This is a genomic window from Streptomyces sp. IBSBF 2435 (assembly GCF_036815005.1).
Classification (GTDB): Bacteria; Actinomycetota; Actinomycetes; order Streptomycetales; family Streptomycetaceae; genus Actinacidiphila.
Genome location: NZ_JAJSYW010000003.1, coordinates 54,204 through 68,979, shown reverse-complemented (window position 1 = coordinate 68,979; position 14,776 = coordinate 54,204). Strand labels below are relative to the sequence as shown.

General features: G+C 73.1%; 11 protein-coding genes. 2 read left to right on the top strand and 9 right to left on the bottom strand.

All coding sequences use genetic code 11. The features are described 5' to 3' along the window. Positions 1–17: 17 nt before the first annotated feature. From V7E46_RS01685 to V7E46_RS01675, 3 genes are all read right to left on the bottom strand, one after another. On the bottom strand, positions 18–1,220 hold the full coding sequence (locus V7E46_RS01685) for a sensor histidine kinase (RefSeq protein WP_333766717.1): 1,203 nt from the start codon (positions 1,218–1,220) through the stop codon (positions 18–20). After that, positions 1,217–1,900: a response regulator transcription factor gene (locus V7E46_RS01680; RefSeq protein WP_333766716.1), complete on the bottom strand. Its 684-nt coding sequence runs from the start codon at positions 1,898–1,900 to the stop codon at positions 1,217–1,219. Before V7E46_RS01680 ends, V7E46_RS01685 begins: the two co-directional genes overlap by 4 nt. A gap of 85 nt (positions 1,901–1,985) precedes the next feature. Continuing rightward, positions 1,986–2,789: a phosphatase gene (locus V7E46_RS01675; RefSeq protein ID WP_333766715.1), complete on the bottom strand. Its 804-nt coding sequence runs from the start codon at positions 2,787–2,789 to the stop codon at positions 1,986–1,988. A gap of 205 nt (positions 2,790–2,994) precedes the next feature. On the opposite strand from V7E46_RS01675, the gene speB reads away from it, so the two are divergent. Together speB and V7E46_RS01665 are read left to right on the top strand one after the other, a co-directional pair. Then, on the top strand, positions 2,995–3,954 hold the full coding sequence (gene speB / locus V7E46_RS01670) for an agmatinase (RefSeq protein WP_333766714.1): 960 nt from the start codon (positions 2,995–2,997) through the stop codon (positions 3,952–3,954). A 189-nt stretch (positions 3,955–4,143) separates the two neighbouring features. After that, positions 4,144–7,998: an ABC transporter ATP-binding protein gene (locus V7E46_RS01665; protein ID WP_333766713.1), complete on the top strand. Its 3,855-nt coding sequence runs from the start codon at positions 4,144–4,146 to the stop codon at positions 7,996–7,998. 29 nt (positions 7,999–8,027) lie between these two features. Here V7E46_RS01665 and V7E46_RS01660 read toward each other — a convergent pair whose 3' ends face one another. The 6 genes from V7E46_RS01660 to V7E46_RS01635 form a co-directional block, all read right to left on the bottom strand. Next, the gene (locus V7E46_RS01660) at positions 8,028–9,854 is read right to left on the bottom strand and encodes a glycoside hydrolase family 3 protein (RefSeq protein ID WP_333766712.1); all 1,827 of its coding nucleotides are present in this window, start codon (positions 9,852–9,854) and stop codon (positions 8,028–8,030) included. 157 nt (positions 9,855–10,011) lie between these two features. Further along, positions 10,012–10,554, bottom strand: coding sequence for a hypothetical protein (locus tag V7E46_RS01655; protein ID WP_333766711.1), 543 nt, complete (start codon positions 10,552–10,554; stop codon positions 10,012–10,014). A 153-nt stretch (positions 10,555–10,707) separates the two neighbouring features. Further along, the gene (locus tag V7E46_RS01650; RefSeq protein ID WP_333766710.1) at positions 10,708–11,610 is read right to left on the bottom strand and encodes a LysR family transcriptional regulator; all 903 of its coding nucleotides are present in this window, start codon (positions 11,608–11,610) and stop codon (positions 10,708–10,710) included. Between the two features lie 72 nt (positions 11,611–11,682). After that, positions 11,683–12,480, bottom strand: coding sequence for a sugar phosphate isomerase/epimerase family protein (locus tag V7E46_RS01645; protein WP_333766709.1), 798 nt, complete (start codon positions 12,478–12,480; stop codon positions 11,683–11,685). Positions 12,481–12,570: 90 nt separating this feature from the next. Next, on the bottom strand, positions 12,571–13,491 hold the full coding sequence (locus V7E46_RS01640; RefSeq protein WP_333766708.1) for a bifunctional helix-turn-helix transcriptional regulator/GNAT family N-acetyltransferase: 921 nt from the start codon (positions 13,489–13,491) through the stop codon (positions 12,571–12,573). Positions 13,492–13,593: 102 nt separating this feature from the next. Next, the gene (locus V7E46_RS01635) at positions 13,594–14,679 is read right to left on the bottom strand and encodes a LacI family DNA-binding transcriptional regulator (protein ID WP_333766707.1); all 1,086 of its coding nucleotides are present in this window, start codon (positions 14,677–14,679) and stop codon (positions 13,594–13,596) included. Positions 14,680–14,776: the final 97 nt, after the last annotated feature.

Sequence of the window (14,776 nt, the reverse complement as noted above, 5' to 3'; positions counted from 1 at the left end):
TGATGGCGGGGTAGGGCTCAGTCCGCCCCGGTGGCCGCGCCGACCGGCAGCCTGGCGCGTACCAGGAAGCCCCCGGCACCGTCCGGCAGCGCGTCGAAGTCCCCGCCGAGCTGGGTCGCCCGTTCACGGAGCCCGGCCAGCCCGTGGCCGCCGGACGGCAGCGCGGTGGGGGGCGCCTGACCGCCGGGGCCGTTGCGCACCTCGACCAGCAGCGCGTCGCCGTCCCGCCGGACCAGTACCCGGGTCCGCGCTCCCGGCGCGTGCTTGCGCACATTGGTGAGCGCTTCCTGCACGATGCGGTAGGCCGCGAGCTGCACCTCGGCGGGCGGTGCGTCGCCGTCCGCCACCCCGGCCAGCTCGCCGTCCGCCTGCGGCCCCGCGGCGGCGACCAGCGCCGGGATCCCGGCGAGCCCCGGACCCGCGGCCAGGTCCTGCCCCTGCGCCACCGGCAGCCGCAGCAGGCCGACCATGCGCCGCAGTTCGTCCAGCGCGTCCCGGCTCAGCTCGCGTACGGCGCTCGCCGCGGCCTGTGCCTGCGGGCCCTTGGCCGTCACCTCCAGGGCGCCGGACTGCACCGCGATCAGACTGAGGTGGTGGGCCACCGTGTCGTGCATCTCGCGGGCCAGCCTGGTCCGCTCCCGCACCACCGCCTGCTCCGCCGCGAGCGAGCGCTCCCGCTCCCTGCTGGCGGCCAGTTCGTCGAGCCGGGCCGCCAGTTCGCGCCGGGAGGCAGCCAGCAGGCCGAGCGCGGTGGGGGCGACGGCCAGCAGCGCGGACAGCATGACCGCGAGGATCGTGCTGGACAGCGTCCAGCGGACCGGGTCGCGGAAGGGCCAGGGGGCGAAGCTCACCACCGCGGCGAGGAGCGCGCAGCCGCCGATCAGCGCCGCCCTCGCGGACACCCGCCGGGAGGTCGGCCACCGCCCGCCCGGCGGTATGCCGCGCGCGATCCGCAGTCCTTGCGCCGGCAGATGCCCGGGACGGCCCGCGGAGATCTCGTAGAGCGTGCCCATCGGAGAGAACCAGATGTAGCCGAGCGCCAGCGCGGGCAGCGTCGCCGCGAAGGCCGCCAGGGGGAAGCGGCGCCGTACCAGCAGCGCCGCCGTGCCCAGACAGGCGAAAACCAGCGCAAGATGGCCGCCGAAGGAGCGGGTGGCCCACACCTCGGTCGCGGACAGGGCGAGCAGCGCGGCGTCGGGCGCCGCGGAGCGCAGCCTCACGGCCGCTCCGGCAGCCCGGCGAGTCCCGCCTGGTGGGCGATGACGGCGGCGGCCACCCGGTTGGGAGCGCCGAGCTTGCGCAGCACCGCCCGGACGTGGTCCTTCACCGTGCCCACCGATATCCGCAGCTCTTCCGCGATCCCGGCGTTCGGCTCACCTGCCGCGAGCAGCCGCAGCACCTCGCGCTCGCGGTCGGTGAGAGTACCGGCGGCGGTGTCCCGTGCGGCCGCCGCGGCGGGCGGCGCGGCATATTGCGACGGCTCCCCGAGGAAGCCGTCCACCACCGCCCGGGCGACGGTCGGGGTGAAGACGGTGCCGCCCGAGGCCAGGATGCGTACGGCGTCGATCAGTGTCCCGACCGCGGTGTCCTTGAGCAGGAAGCCGCCGGCTCCGGCCGCCATGGCGGCCCGCAGGTGCCCGCTGGTGTCGAAAGCCGTCAGCATGGCCACGGCGGGCGGGTCCTTCAGCGCTCGCAGCGCCCGCAGCACGCTCAGGCCGTCGTCGGGTCCCGGCATCACCGCGTCGAGCAGCACCAGGTCGGGCCGGGCCGCCGTGACCACCGCCAGTGCCTGATGGCCGTCACAGTCCGCGACGACCTGGATGTCGCCCGAGGATTCGAGGATGCTCCGCAGGGCCGCCCTGACCAGCGCTTCGTCATCGACGATCGCTACCTGGACCACTGTGCCGCCTGCTTTCCTCGACCTCCTTCACTCATCGTAACGAGGGATCGGGGACACGTCAGATCCGCGCGGACCGCCGGGGACGTCAGGCGGGCTGCGGGAGGCCCGCCGCGGCCAGCAGGTAGGCCGTCATCGGCGCGTAGTGGTGCGGCGGCACATTGTCGTCGAGCGGCACCGTCACCAGCAGCTTGCCCTCGGCCTCGCCGACGAAGAGCGCCGGGTCGTTGCAGTCGGCGAAGCCGACCGTGTCGATGCCGCGGCCACCGGAGTATCCGGCCCAGCCGTGGTCGGCGATCACCAGGTCGGGCGGCGCCTGGCCGTCCCTTTCGAGGCCGGCGAGGATCTCCCGCATCGGGTCGGGCGAGTGCGTGTGCACCAGGCCGCCGCCCCGGTGCAGCATGGAGACCGCCATCAGGTGCCGGATCTCGCCGCCGTCCGCATAGAGGTGGTCGGCCGGTGTGATCAGGGTGCAGCCCGCCGCCCGCAGCGCCGCGGCCAGCACATGGTGCACGGCGTAGAGGCCCGCGGGGTGCCCGGTGGCCACCAGCACCCGGGAGCGGTTCTCCACGGCCTTGTGCAGCACCACGGCCATCCGGTCCAGACCGTCGATCGTCAGCTCGGGGTCTATCGTGTCCTGCCCACTGCGGTGCCCGGCGTCGGCCACCACCCCGCAGCGCTCCACCATCAGGTCGAGCACGTCCGCCCGGTCGGTCCACCGGTCGCCGAGGTCGAGCCCGAACCAGTAGTAGCGGTTGCCCTCCGCCAGCTCGCGGTAATGGTCGAGGTTGTTCTCCCGACTGGTGGCGACGTCCCCGGCGATCCGGGTGCGTATCAGGTGCGAGGCGAGTGCGCGGCGGGTGGGTGCGGCAGCGGCGGGATCCTTGGACATGGGGACATTGTCCCGCCCCGGCGCGCCCACGTGCGACGTCGCACGGATCGACGCCGAGGCGTAATAGACCACGGCGATACGCGGAAAAGTACATTTCGGAGACTTCCGGCGGCGGCGTACGGTCGGCCGGACCCGCCCCGCACCCGGGGATCCGCGGAGACCCCGCACAGGACCCCGGCGCCAGCCCCGCAGAAAGGCAGCCACCATGAGCAGCGCACAACCGCGCGGCCCCGTCGACTCCTCGCGCATCCCGCGCTACGCGGGCCCCGCGACCTTCGCCCGTCTGCCCCGGCTCGACGAGGTCGGCACCGCCGACGTCGCCGTGGTGGGCGTCCCGTTCGACAGCGGTGTGTCCTACCGGCCCGGCGCCCGCTTCGGCGGCAACGCGATCCGCGAGGCCTCCCGGCTGCTGCGCCCGTACAACCCGGCGCAGGACGCGTCCCCCTTCGCACTCGCCCAGGTCGCGGACGCCGGCGACATCGCCGCCAACCCCTTCGACATCAACGAGGCGGTGGAGACCGTCGAGGCCGCGGCGGACGAGCTGCTCGGCACCGGGGCCCGGCTGATGACGCTCGGCGGCGACCACACCATCGCGCTGCCGCTGCTGCGGGCCGTCGCCCGAAGGCACGGCCCGGTGGCGCTGCTGCACTTCGACGCGCACCTGGACACCTGGGACACCTACTTCGGCGCCGCCTACACCCATGGGACGCCCTTCCGCCGGGCCGTCGAGGAGGGCATCCTCGACACCTCGGCGCTCTCCCACGTCGGCACCCGCGGCCCGCTGTACGGGCGCAAGGACCTGGACGACGACGAGCGGATGGGCTTCGGCATCGTGACCTCGGCCGACGTCATGCGGCGCGGGGTCGACGAGGTCACCGAGCAGCTCCGGGAGCGGATCGGTGACCGCCCGCTCTACATCTCGGTCGACATCGACGTCCTCGACCCCGCCCACGCGCCCGGCACGGGCACCCCGGAGGCGGGCGGCCTCACCTCGCGCGAGCTGCTGGAGATCCTGCGCGGCCTCGCGGGCTGCCGCCTGGTCTCCGCCGACGTCGTCGAGGTCGCCCCGGCCTACGACCATGCCGAGATCACCTCGGTCGCGGCGTCCCACACCGCCTACGACCTCACGACGATCATGGCCCGGCAGATCTCCGCCGCCCGCTGATCCGGCCGCTGAGCCGCTTGCTGAGCCGCCGCACCCGAATCACCCGAAGGGATTACGACCAAGGTCGCACTCCTGTGCGACCTTGGTCGTTGGATTGTTGCAGGAGGATGAAACGCACAGCCAGGCGCGTTGCAGCCTCCGAGCGGAGAACGGCGCGGAGCGGACCAGCGGTGGACGGACGGCAGACGAATGGGGAGGGACCGCGTGACGACCACGAAGCCGGTGACGGCGGCGAAGGACGGCCCGGAGCAGGGGTGGCTCCGACGGCTGACGGCGTACTGCTGGCGGTACAGAAGCAGCGTGCTGCTCTCGCTCGGCGCCTCGCTGGCCGGCATGGCGGTCACCGCACTGGTGCCGCTGGTCCCCAAGCTGATCATCGACGACGTGATCGTCAAGCACGACAAGCCGCTCCTCCCCTGGGCGATCGCCCTGATCATCGCCGCGGTCGTGGTCTACGCGCTGACGTATCTGCGCCGCTACTACGGCGGACGCCTCGCCCTCGACGTCCAGTACGACCTGCGCAATGAGATGTTCCGCACGATCATGCGGCTCGACGGCCGCCGCCAGGACGAACTGAGCACCGGGCAGGTCGTCGGCCGCGCCACCAGCGACCTCCAGCTGATCCAGGGGCTGCTGTTCATGCTGCCCGTGGTCCTCGGCAATGTGCTGCTGTTCCTGCTCTCGCTCGTCGTGATGCTGCTGCTCTCACCACTGCTCACCCTGGTCGCGCTGGCCGTCGCCCCGGCGCTGTGGTTCATCGCCAACCGCTCCCGCGCGCAGCTCTTCCCCGCCACCTGGTACGCCCAAGGACAGGCGGCCGCCGTCGCGGGGATCGTCGACGGATCGGTCACCGGTGTGCGGGTGGTCAAGGGCTTCGGCCAGGAGCAGCAGGAGATGGGCAAGCTGGCCACGGTCAGCCGCAGGCTCTTCGCCGGGCGGCTGCGTACGGTGCGGCTCAACGCCCGCTACACCCCGGCCCTCCAGGCGGTGCCCTCACTCGGCCAGATCGGCATGCTCGCGCTCGGCGGGTGGATGGCCGCCCGCGGCCAGATCACCCTCGGCACCTTCGTCGCCTTCTCCACCTACCTGGCCCAGCTCACCGGCCCGGTGCGGATGCTCGCCATGATGCTGACCCTCGGCCAGCAGGCCAGGGCCGGCGTCGAGCGGGTCTTCGAGCTGATCGACACCGAACCGACCCTGGAGGAGGGCACCAAGGCGCTGCCCGCGGACGCTCCCGCCACCGTCGAGTTCGACCACGTCACCTTCGGCTACAGCAAGGACCGCCCGGTCCTGGACGGATTCGACCTGACCGTCGCCCCCGGCGAGACGGTCGCGGTCGTCGGCTCCTCGGGCTCGGGCAAGTCCACCGTCTCGCTGCTGCTGCCCCGGCTGTACGACGTCACCGGCGGCGCCGTCCTGGTCGGCGGCACCGATGTGCGGGAGCTGACCTTCGAGTCGCTGCGGTCGGTGATCGGCATGGTCCCCGAGGACAGCTTCCTGTTCTCCGACACCGTGCGCGCCAACGTCGCCTACGGGCATCCGGAGGCGACCGAGGAGCAGATTCTCGCCGCCACCCGCGCCGCCCAGGCGCACGGCTTCATCACCGACCTGCCGGACGGGTACGACACGGTGGTCGGCGAGCAGGGCCTCACCCTGTCCGGCGGCCAGCGGCAGCGCGTCGCTCTCGCCCGGGCCATCCTCACCGACCCCCGGCTGCTGCTCCTGGACGACGCGACCTCCGCGATCGACGCCCGGGTGGAGGCCGAGATCTTCGACGCGCTGCGCGAGGTCATGCGCGGCCGCACGACACTGCTCATCGCGCACCGCCGCTCCACCCTGGCACTCGCCGACCGGATCGCCGTCCTCGACGCCGGGCGGCTGTCCGACATCGGGACGCACGACGAACTGCAGGAGCGCAGCGCCCTCTACCGTGCCCTGCTGACCGACCCGGACGCGCTCGGCGCCGACGTGGTCGAGATCGACCCGGCCGGCGCCCTCGCCGGCGCCGACGAGCCGGCCGGGACCGCCGACCGTGCCGGGGAAGAGCGGGACCGGGCTGCGGTGGGTGTCATCACCCCCGAACTGTGGCCGGCCGACCGCCGCCCCGTGGACGAGGACGACGCGGCCGACGGCACCCCGGCCGTCCGAACCGCGCCGCCCCGCCGCGCCGGCGGCCCCGGCGGAATGGCCAATGCGCTGGCCGGGATGCCGGCCACCCCGGAACTGCTCGCCCAGGTGGCCGCTCTGCCGCCCGCCCTCGACACCCCGCAGATCGACGAGGAGCGGGCCCAGGCGGCCGACCACTCCTTCGGCCTGCGCAGCCTGCTGCGCGGCTTCCGCACCCCGCTGCTGCTGAGCCTGCTGCTGGTCGCGGTCGACGCCCTAGCCGGGCTGCTGCTGCCGGTGCTCATCCGGCACGGCATCGACTCGGGCGTCCGGCGCCAGGCGCTGGGCGCGGTCTGGGCCGCGTCACTCCTCGGCCTTGCCCTGGTGCTGGTGCAGTGGGTGGCCGAATGGGGCTCCACCCTGCTCACCGGACGCACCGGTGAGCGCGTGCTCTACACCCTGCGCGTCAAGATCTTCGCGCACCTGCACCGGCTCGGCCTCGACTACTACGAGCGCGAGCTGACCGGCCGCATCATGACCCGGATGACCACCGATGTGGACGCCCTGTCCACGTTCCTGCAGACCGGCCTGGTCACCGCGCTGGTCAGCGTGCTCACCTTCGGCGGCATCCTGGTGGCGCTGCTCGCCATCGACGTCGAGCTGGCCCTGCTGGTCTTCGCCACACTGCCGATCCTGGTGGTCGGCACCTGGATCTTCCGCCGCAAGTCGGTCCAGGCCTACGAACTGGCCAGGGAAAGGGTCGCGGTCGTCAACGCCGACCTCCAGGAGCACGTCGCCGGGCTGCGCGTCGTCCAGGCCTTCCGCGGCCAGGAGCGCGGCGCCGAGCGCTTCGCGCGGCGCAGTGACGACTACCGCGGCGCGCGGCTGCGCGGGCAGTTCCTGATCTCGGTCTACTTCCCGTTCGTGCAGCTGCTGTCCAGTGTGGCCGCCGCGCTGGTGCTGATCGTCGGCGCGCACCGGGTGAGCGCCGGGACGCTGACGGCCGGCGCCCTGGTGGCGTATCTGCTCTACATCGACCTGTTCTTCTCACCCGTGCAGCAGCTCTCGCAGGTCTTCGACGGCTATCAGCAGGCGACGGTCTCGCTCGGCCGCATCCGTGAGCTGCTGCGCGAGCCCACCACCACACCGGCCGCCGTCGCGCCGCGGCCGGTCGGCCCGCTGCGCGGCGAGATCGCCTTCCGCGACCTGCACTTCCGCTACGGCGGCCCGCAGTCCGAGAGCGCCGAAGCCCTCGGCGGCGTCTCCCTGCGGATACCCGCGGGCCAGACCGTGGCTTTCGTCGGCGAGACGGGCGCGGGCAAGTCCACCCTGGTGAAGATGGTCGCGCGGTTCTACGACCCGACCGACGGCGCGGTGCTGGTCGACGGCGACGACATCCGTGAACTCGACCTGACCGGCTACCGGCAGCGGCTCGGCGTCGTCCCGCAGGAGCCGTATCTCTTCGCCGGGACTGTGCGCGACGCCATTGCCTACGGCCGCAGCGACGCCACCGACGCCGAGGTGGAGGCCGCAGCGAGGGCGGTCGGCGCGCACGCGATGATCGCCACCCTGGACGGCGGCTATCTGCACCAGGTCGCCGAGCGCGGCCGCAACCTGTCCGCCGGCCAGCGGCAGCTGATAGCGCTGGCCCGTGCCGAGCTGGTGGATCCCGCGATCCTGCTGCTCGACGAGGCGACCGCGGCGCTGGACCTGGCGACCGAGGCGCTGGTCAACCAGGCCGCCGACCGGCTCGCGACCCGCCGTACGACCCTGGTCGTCGCGCACCGGCTGAGCACCGCGGCCCGCGCCGACCGGGTCGTGGTCCTCGACCACGGGCGGGTCGTCGAGGACGGTACGCACGAGGCGCTGCTCGCCCGTGACGGTCGGTACGCCGAATTGTGGCGCACCTTCACCGGCGAGGTGCGGGCGACGGCCTGACGGACCGTCCGCCCGCACCCTGCCCCGACTCAGTAGCGCAGGCCGTAGCCGATCGGGTAGAGCGCCGTCGCAGGGTCGTCGGCGCTCGGCACCGCGACCGGCAGCCGGCCGGTCGGCGCCGCCTTGCCCGCGATCACCCGGGCCGCGGCGCGCATTGAGACATCTGTCCAGCCGTAGGTGGCCAGCGAGGCGGCCACCGGCGGCAGATAGGCGATGTCGTAGGGATTGCGGATGGCGACCTGCACGACCGGGACCGAGGCCGCGGTCAGCGCGGCGACCAGGGCGATCTGCTGGGGCGCGGCGGTTGTCACGTTGTAGCTGCAGACGATCACCGCGTCCTTGCCCGCGGCCGCGGCCACCGCCTGGTCGATCACCGCCTGCGTCGGGGTGGTGCCGGTGGACAGCGCCTGCGCCGGATGCCCGAGGTCGGTGAGAGCCCGCGCCAGTACACCGGTCGGCGGACCGCCGGTCCCCGAGGGCGCCGCCGGATCGGCGCCGACCACCAGCAGGTTGCGGTGCGAGCGGCGGGGCAGCGGCAGCACACCCGCGTCATTGGTCAGCAGCGTGATGCCGCGCCCGGTGATCCGGTCGGCGGTCGCCAGGTGCGCGCGCGTACCGACGACCCGGTCGACCCCGGCGTGCGTGACGTAGGGGTTGCGGAAGAGGCCCTTGCGGAATTTCAGCGCGAGGATGCGTTCCAGCGAGACCGCGATGCGCTCCTCGGTCAGCTCGCCCGAGGCCACCGCGTCCAGGACGCCCTGATAGGCGACGTCCAGCAGCGGCGGGTTGAGCAGCTGGTCGGCGCCCGCCTTGAGCGCCAGCACCGGCACCCGGTCGTCGCCGTACTTCTCGCGCACCCCCGCCATGTCGAGCGCGTCGGTGACCACCACACCGTCGTAGCCGAGCTGTTCGCGCAGCACACCGGTGAGGATGGGGTACGAGAGCGTCGCCGGATCGCCCGAGTCGTCCAGGGCCGGCACCAGGATGTGCGCGGTCATGATGGAGTCGATGCCGGCCGCGATGGCCGCGCGGAAGGGCGGGGCGTCGATGGTCTGCCACTGCTCCAGCGAGTGCGTGATGACCGGGAGCGAGAAGTGGCTGTCGGTGCCGGTGTCGCCGTGCCCGGGGAAATGCTTGGCGGTGGAGGCGATTCCGGCGCCCTGATACCCCCTGACCTGGGCTGCGGCCAGTGCGGCGACCGCCTTCGGGTCGGCCCCGAAGGAGCGCACGCCGATCACCGGGTTCCCCGGGTTGATGTTGACGTCGGAGACGGGGGAGTAGTTCTGGTTGACGCCCATGGCGGCGAGTTCGGTGCCGATCACCCGGGCGGCCGTACGCGCGTCGGCGGGGCTGCCGTCGGCGCCGAGCGCCATGCCGCCGCCGAAGAGGGTGGCCGGTGCGCCGATCCGGGCGACGGCGCCCTGCTCCTGGTCGGTGGAGATCAGCAGCGGTACGGGGGTGCCGTGCGAGAGGGCCGCGTGCTGGATGCCGTTGGACAGGTCGGCGATCTGGTGCGGGTGCTGCGTGTTGTGGGCCCACGCGAAGTAGATGATGCCGCCGACGTGGTATTCGGCGAGGAGTTCCGCGGCGTTCGAGACGCCGATCTCGCTCTGGTTGGCGGCGGCATCCGCAGGGTCGGGGTCGGTCGCTGACGCCCCGTAGATCCGCATGACGAACAGCTGGCCGACCTTCTCCGCCAGGCTCATCCGCTGGATGACCGAACGGATTTGGCGGCGGTCGGCGCTGCTCAGAGCGGAGCCGGCGCCGGCAGCGGCGGCGGGCACCGCGCCGGCCACTAGGGCGGAGCCGGCCGCGGCTGCGGTGATGACACTGCGGCGGGATGGGTGAAGGTGCAAGACGAACTCCTTCTGGGCGGAGGAGAGTGCACGCGGTGAAACTAATTTCCAGGTGTACACGGATAGCGTGGAAGTTTTCGCCAGTCAATGGCCCGGTCGAACCTCCGCGCGAACTCCGCTGCGATAGCGGCGGCTCCGCCCTGCCGCCGACCGGCCGTCAGCCGAAAACTGGCTGCGCCGGGATGCGTTCCCTGGCCACCTGGAAGACCACCGAGACATGGAAGGCCGCCAGGCACTCCGGCGGCGGCTTCGGCTGGCTGACGTGCAGGTCGAGCCGGTCGCCCGACACGGCCAGCGCCGCCGTGGTGGCCGCGCTGCACCCGGTCGCCGCCGTCCAGCCGACCAGTACCTGCCGGGTGAAGTCCGTGGCCCTTCCCGCGGCCACGATGCGCGCCTGCGCCTGCGGGTCGTGCTCCGCGAACGCCGCGGCATACCGGGTGACCTCGCCCGCGTCGTGCAGCACCTGGTGACGGTCCGCCGGGTCCTTCGGCGCGGCGGAGAAGAAGACCACCCGGTCGGCGTCCGTCCCGCCGCCCGCTCCCGAGCCGTGGGAGGCGGTCGCCGTATCCGGCGCCGAATCCGGTACGGGATGCGCCCCGCCGGAACCGGACCGCCCACCGCACCCGGTGCCCAGCACCACCAGCGACGCGGCCAGCGCCATGGCCGGGACCGTTCTGCGCACAGTCGTCGTCAGCACCATGCCAATGGGACGGCCGGCAGGCCGTGCCGGTTCCGTACAGCCGCAACCCGCCGGGCGGGACGGGCCGCGGTCCGCCGCCCGGTGATCCCCGCTGCCGCAACCGGTCGGGGCGTGCCCGACGCCTGCCCCCGGCCGCCCGCCGCCCGAGCGCCGTCAGGCCGCGGCCGGCCAGTGAGCCCGCAGCGCGTCCACCGCCACCTCGATCGACGGTCTGCGTGACGCACCCGCCCGCCACAGCGCGTACAGCCGCCGTACGGGCGCCGGCTCCAGCCGCAGCACCCGTACCCCCGCGGGTATCGCCCCGCGCCCGAGCCGGGGGACCAGCGCGATACCGAGCCCCGCCTCCACCAGCGCCACCTGGGTGCGGTATTCGCCGACCTGATAGGCCATGTCGGGCTCGGTCCCGGCCTCCCGCAGCGTACGGACCAGCCACTCGTGGCAGACCGAGCCGGGCGGCTGGCAGATCCACCGCTCCCGCGCCACATCCGACCGCAGCAGCCCGTCCCGGTCCGCCAGCCGGTGCCCCGCGGGCACCAGCACATCGCACCGGTCGTCACCGATGACCGCCCGCTCCACGCCCTCGGGTGCGGGCAGCGGGGCGATGTCCCAGTCGTGCGCCACCGCCAGATCCACCGCCCCGCGTGCCACCAGATCCACCGACAGGTGGGCGTCGACCTCCACGAGCCGCAGGTCCAGCGACGGATACGAGGCCGCCAACTCCGCCAGGGCCGGCGGCAGCAGCCCGCAGGCCGCGGTCGGGAACGCCGCCATGGTCAATCTCCCTGACGGCATGCCCCGCTGCTCCTCCAGCGCCACCTCCGCCCGCTCCACGATCGACAGCAGCTGCTCGGCCGTCGACACCAGCAGCTGCGCGGCGTCGGTGAGCGCCACCCCGCGGCCCTGGCGCTCGAGCAGCACCGTGTGCGTCTCCCGCTCCAGCTTGGAGATCTGCTGCGACACCGCCGAGGGCGTGTAGCCGAGCGCGGTCGCCGCGGCCCCGATCGAGCCGTGCGCGTGCACCGCGTGCAGCGCCTTCAGGCGCCCCAGATCGAGCATGCGTCCCTCCTCCGCCCCCGGTCCATTCCCTCCGCTGCCTGCTGCCTGCTGCCTGCTGCCTGCCGCCCAGGCTCAGGCGGACTCGGTGAGCAGCCGCGCCAGGTGCTCCCGCGCCGACCCCAGCAGCTCCGGCAATTCCGCGGCCTGCGGATACCACCGCTTCTCGTACTCCCAGCACAGCCAGCCGTCCCACTCGGCCCGGCTGAGCACCTCGACGGTCTCCGCCAGCGGCAGTACCCCGGTCCCCAGCGGCAGCGGAGTCCTGTCGGCAGCCGAGGCGATGTCCTTGACTTGGACGTAGCCGAGGTACGGCGCCAGCGCCGGAAAGGTCGCCGACGGCTGTTCCCCCGCCAGCCAGGTGTGCATGACGTCCCACACCGCACCGGCACCGAGGTGTCCCACCCGGCCGAGCACCCGTGCCACGTCCGCACCGCCGCGGTGCGAGTCATGGGTCTCCAGCAGCACACGCACCCCCAGGTCCGCAGCGATCGGCGCCGCCGCCGCGAGCCGCCGGGCGGCCAGCGCGTCCGCCTCGTCCGTACCGAGCTCGCCGCCACCGGGAAAGACCCGTACGAAGGACGCCCCCAGGTCGTGGGCCAGTGTCATCGCGGCGCCGATCTCCTCCAGCACCGGGTCGTCGTCACCCGCGGCGGCCACCTTGGCATAGGCGGCCACGGTGAGGATCTCGACGTCTGCCTTGCCGAACTCCGCCGCCACATCGGCTCGTTCGTCTGCGGACAGCCCGGTGTGCACCGGTCCCTCCGGGCTCGCGCGCAGTTCGACGCCGTGGAAGCCGTTGTCCGCTGCGAGCCGGACCACCTGCTCGACGGGCAGTTCGGGGACACCGAGGGTGGAGAAGGCGAGTCTCATTCGCCGGACACTAGGCACCCGATCGGGCCTGGTCAACCGTGATCCGCCCGGCGCCGCACCCCCCCCACGGCCCGCCGTGCCGCCGATCGGCTACAGCGCCAGGCGCCAGTCCTGCCCCACGAGATCCTTGCCGAAGCTGTGGTGCGGCTGCTGTCCGACGAGTTCGAATCCCGCCCGCTGACAGATCGACCGTGCGCCGGTGAGGACATCGTTCGTCCACAGGACGAGTTCGGTGTAGTCCGCCGATCGGGTGAACGATATGCACTCGTCGACCAGCAGCCCGCCGACACCGTGCCCGCGGGCGGCCGGGTCGACCAGCAGCAGCCGGAGCCTGGCGGTGCCGGGTGCCTTGTCGCGCACGCAGAAGACGCAGCCGGCCCGGCGTCCGTCGAGTTCCGCTATCCATACGGCCTCGCGTTCGGGATCACGTGTGGCGGCGAAATCCGCGACGATCCGTGCGACCAGCGCCTCGTACTCCTCGTCCCAGCCGAATTCCGCGGCATAGACCGCCGCATTGCGCTCCACGGTCCAGCCCAGATCACCCGGAAGCGGCCCGCGCAGGGTGACTCTGTCCGTGGCGGATCCCCGCCTGCCGTCGTGCAGTATGTCCCGCACGGTCCGCATGGCGTCGGTCAGCCGGGGCCGGTCGTCCGGCGCTATCCGGCAGACGAGCGATCCCACCGCTTCCTCGGACCGTTCCTCCAGCAACTGCGCGGCCTCCCGCCCGCGCGTGGTCAGCTCTATCCGCTGCCGCCTGGCGTCCCGCTCGGACGGCCCCCGGGTGACCAGCTGTCGCTCCTCGAATCCGGCGAGCATCCGGCTGAGGTGGCCGGCGTCGAGCGACAGCTCGATCCGCAGGTCGGCCGCGTCGACGCGGCGGCCGTGCGCCAGCTCGTACAGCACTCGTGCCTCGGTGAGCGTGAACGGAGTGTGCAGGTGGCGGCTGTAATCCAGCGCCCCGATGAGGTTGGTGTAGAAGCGGTTGAACTCGCGGATCTCCCTGACGGCCATGATCCGTCCCCCGTCCTGCCGTTGTACCGATCCTTGCCTGAGTCAAAGGTAGGCCGACGGCGGATCCGGACGAAAGGGGGATCTTCGCGCCTGTGGATAACTTCAGGAGCGGCTGGTCGCGGGCGGCGCCGTGGACCCGCGGACCATCAGCTCGGTGGCGATCGTGGCCACACCGCCGGGCGGCGCGGCGAGCCGCCCCATCACGAGCCGGCCGGCCCGGGCACCCGCCTCCTGCAAGGGAATGCGGACCGTGGTCAGCGCGGGGGAGGTGTCGGCGCTGAACGGCAGATCGTCGAAGCCGGCCACCGACACATCGCCGGGGATGCTCAGGCCGCGGTCGCGCAGCGCCGCGCACACGCCGAGCGCGACGGTGTCGTTGGCCGCCACGATCGCGGTCACGCCCATGTCCCTGCGGAGCAGTTCGAGTGTCGCGTCGTAGCCGGCGTCGCGGTCGTAGCCGCCGCGCACGGTCAGCAGGTCCGCGTCCGCCCCGGCGCCGGTCTCGGGCCCCATGCCGTGCGCCGCGAGCGCCGCCCGGTGGCCTGCCAGGCGGTGTCCGGTGGTGCTGCGTTCGGCCGGACCGCTCACGTAGCCGATCCTGCGGTGGCCCAGCGAGAGCAGATGTTCCGTCAGCCGCCGTGCGCCGCCGCGGTTGTCGAACGCCAGCGTGGTCAGCGGGCCGCTGTCGCCCGGCAGGGTCAGCGGCGGCCGGCCGCACAGCACGATCCGCGTGCCGGAGGCGGCCAGCCGGGCGAGCCGTGCGGTGACCGCGGCGCTGTGCGTGGGGCTGTCCACGGCGCCGCCGGTGAGGACCACCCCGGCGGCGCGCTGGCGTTCCAGGAGAGTGAGGTAGGTGAGTTCGGCCTCGGGGGATCCGCCGGTGTTGCACACCACGGTCAGCTTGCCGCCGGGCTCGGCCGCGCCCACCCCGATCTCGGCCTGGAGCGCACTCGCGATGAGGCCGAAGAAGGGGTCGGCCACGTCGTTCACGAGCACGCCGACCAGGTCGGAGGTGGCGGCGGCGAGCGCCCGCGCCTGGCCGTTGACGACATAGTCCAGTTCGGCCACCGCGCGCTGGACCCGCTCCCGGGTGCTGCCCGCGACCGGGTAGTTGCCGTTGAGCACCCGGGAGACCGTGGCGGACGACACCCCGGCGCGTGCCGCGACATCGGCCAGAGTCACTGCCATCTCGCTGCGGTCCTCCTCCGTCGTCTGCGGATCCTGTGGATTCCGCGGTCATGCTCTCATCCCGGCCGGTCGGCGTCACCGCGAGCGTACGCCGGTG